Source organism: uncultured Acetatifactor sp., assembly GCF_948601915.1.
In the GTDB taxonomy this organism is placed as follows: domain Bacteria; phylum Bacillota; class Clostridia; order Lachnospirales; family Lachnospiraceae; genus Acetatifactor.
Genome location: NZ_CAPDXS010000252.1, coordinates 1 through 2,823, shown reverse-complemented (window position 1 = coordinate 2,823; position 2,823 = coordinate 1). Strand labels below are relative to the sequence as shown.

Here is a 2,823-nt window from a genome sequence, read left to right as displayed (position 1 = left end):
GTCTGTGGAAGATTATCTCCGCATCGTTTCCCATACAGATGTCTCGGACAAGACAATTTCGTGACAGGCGATACCCCATGTAAGATGGTAGGGGGAAGATACTGCTTGTCTTCGCATTACGCAGAGGATATCGGGGTGCTGTGCGATACGGTGCATGAGATAGACGGGGGGAGGGTGCTGGAGGAATAGGCCTTTCCATCAACAGCAAGCCGTGTTATAATAGCAGTGCATGTTTCAACCGTGCACTGCATTGTTATATATAATATAGGGAGATGCGCATATTCCATGAAAAAGATAATCAGCTATGTTCTTTTGACAACCATACTCATTCTGCAGCTCGGCGGCTGCGGCACAGCGGACAGCCAGGAAGGGCCTGCGGACGCAGGGGGCCTGCTGGATGCCTCGGCAGTCTCAAAGCTGGACGGAAGGGACAACTCCCTGGATGCTTATTCCTCTGTAGTCAATATCCCTCTGCAGACGGAAGACCCGCCAAACGCCATAACAGGTGGCGGAGAAAGGTGTTTCCTGGGAGCCTCCAGAGCCTACCAGTTCAAAAAGCATCTCTTCGAAAATGCGGACGAATGCTGGGACGAGCTTTCCTTCGTGTCTGCGCAGGAGGCGGGTTCGGAACGCTTCGACCGTGAGAACCAGGTGTGGGACGTAGGGCCGGTGGCCGGTACAGACCACTATGTGTCCTTCGATTATGAAGCGCTGCCGGGCGGGACAGATTATCGATACTTTCTGACGGAGAGGAATGAAGCTCATGAGGTATTGAGGGAATTTCCTCTGGAGTTCCTGACGGGAGGCGAGCTTTCCGGAACCGAGGTCATCATGAGTTTCTCTGATTTCGCGGTGGACCAGTCCGGAGCGGTTCACCTGGTACGGCAGACAGGGGAGGGGCCGCGATATCTGCTCGTCTCACCTGCGGGCGAACTCCTGGCAGAATACACGCCGGACAGCAATCACAGCATGACTTTGATTCCTCTTTATGACGGTCGTGTCGCTTTTTCTTCCGCGGAAACCGGTCGCCATGAGGATACCGCGCTGCTGTATATGGACCCAGAGACCGGCAGGCCGGTGGAGCTGGCCTCCCTGGAAAGCTTCGCCTATTGCCTGAACCTCCTCGACGAGGACACATTGCTGTACGCGGATCAGGAGGGCGTGTACCGCAGCGGGCTGTCCGGAAGGAAGCCGGAGCTGCTCTACCGCTGGGCCAATCATGGAATCCTCACATCCCATGTGCCCGCCATACAGGCGGATGGAGAGGGGCGGATTTCGCTCCTCTATGAGGGCTCCGGGACTTACAACTATCTTAGCCTGGAGCCTACCACGGAGGAGGTGGAGCTCTGTGAGATCACGCTGGCAGTTTCCGATGCATCGTCTTACCAGCGGCTGGTGGCGGAATTCACCAAAAGGTATCCGACCTGCCATATCGAGCTGAAGGACGACTACGACAGGACCGCGCTGCTGACGGAGCTGACCGCGGGAAAGGGGCCGGTGCTGGTGGATACCATCCTGACGGGCTTCGAGGAGCAGGAGAAGCTGTGGGAGCCTTTGGACGCCGTCATGGAGGAGCTGGGCATCGCGGAGGAGCTGCAGCCTGCCGCCCTGGAGATGGGGAGAATCGACGGAACCCTGTATGGCATCGTGACGGACTTTCATCTGCGCACTCTGGTCACCGGGGATCCGGATCTTGCGGATTGGGATTATGATTCCTTTCTGCAGTGCATCACTGACAGGCCGGAGCTGGAGGCGATTTTTGACCAATATGACGGGGACTTCGGGGCTTATTTTCTCGTGGGCTTTCTCAGCCATGGAATGGATGACTGCTATTTCCTGGACGGGGAGGAGGGGAACATGCGCTTTGACAGCGACAGGTTCCGCAAGGCCCTGGAGCTGGCGGAAAAATACTGCGTCCGCGAGGAAGGGGTAAGCCCCGGCAGCTCCCTGTTGGAGGGGAAGGTGCTCTGCAACGCGCTGTATGTCAGCAAGCCGGAGCAGCTCGCCCTGTACCGCCTCTGTTACGGGGAGGACGCCAATTATATCGGATATCCCACGAAGGACGGGGCCGCCCATTTTCTGGAGAACGGCAGTCTGCTGGCTGTCCGCAGCACTGCCACAAAGCAGGAAAAGGAGGCAGCCGCGGCTTTTCTTGGCCTGTGCCTTTCCTATGAGGGGCAGATTCTGGCGGCGAAGGATATCAACTTTGCTTTGAGCGTGCGCAGGGACGTGCTGGAGGAGCAGATTGCCGGCATGGATGAAAATACCAGTGCTTTCGCGGCGGGCTTCGACCAGATTACGTTGGGCAAGGACCTGAATGTAGCGCTGGACAGGGAGACGCTGCTGGATATGCTTGAGAAGGCAAGACCGGCGAGATATTTCCCCCTGGACTTCAGGAACATCCTGTTCGAGGAGCTGGATCAGTATTTCTCCGGGGGGATTACGGAGGATAAGCTGATCGACAATCTGGAGAGCTGCCTGGGGCTGTATCTGGGAGAGAGGAATTAAAGCAATAGGGGGATGCTGACTCCGCAATGAACACATCAGCATCCCGATTTCCAGCATAGTCATTGTATGTCCCTTTCCGAAAAGTACCATCCATTTCTAGCTTCATTTGTCCCGTCCTGTACATCCTCAATCCCTTTCTCAGCTGCCATATCTCATTCACCGTTGATTTCCTGACCAAGCTTTATTATAATAGAACCCAAAATGCTACAGCTCTTCCGCCAGCATCTTCAGACCAATGAGAGGACACCGGAAAGGAACGGAATGCACAGCAGAGATAAAATATACTTCCACAATTTCCTCACAGGGATGCGCACA

At 55.6% G+C, this 2,823-nt stretch carries 1 protein-coding gene and 1 pseudogene; both read left to right on the top strand.

Features of this window, described 5'->3' with window-relative positions; genetic code table 11:
* Window positions 1-189 (top strand): annotated as a pseudogene (locus Q2B33_RS23680) (hypothetical protein); the annotation flags it as partial.
* 96 nt (window positions 190-285) lie between these two features.
* Complete coding sequence (locus tag Q2B33_RS23675) at window positions 286-2,508, top strand: hypothetical protein (RefSeq protein WP_300792202.1); 2,223 nt, start codon at window positions 286-288, stop codon at window positions 2,506-2,508.
* Window positions 2,509-2,823: the final 315 nt, after the last annotated feature.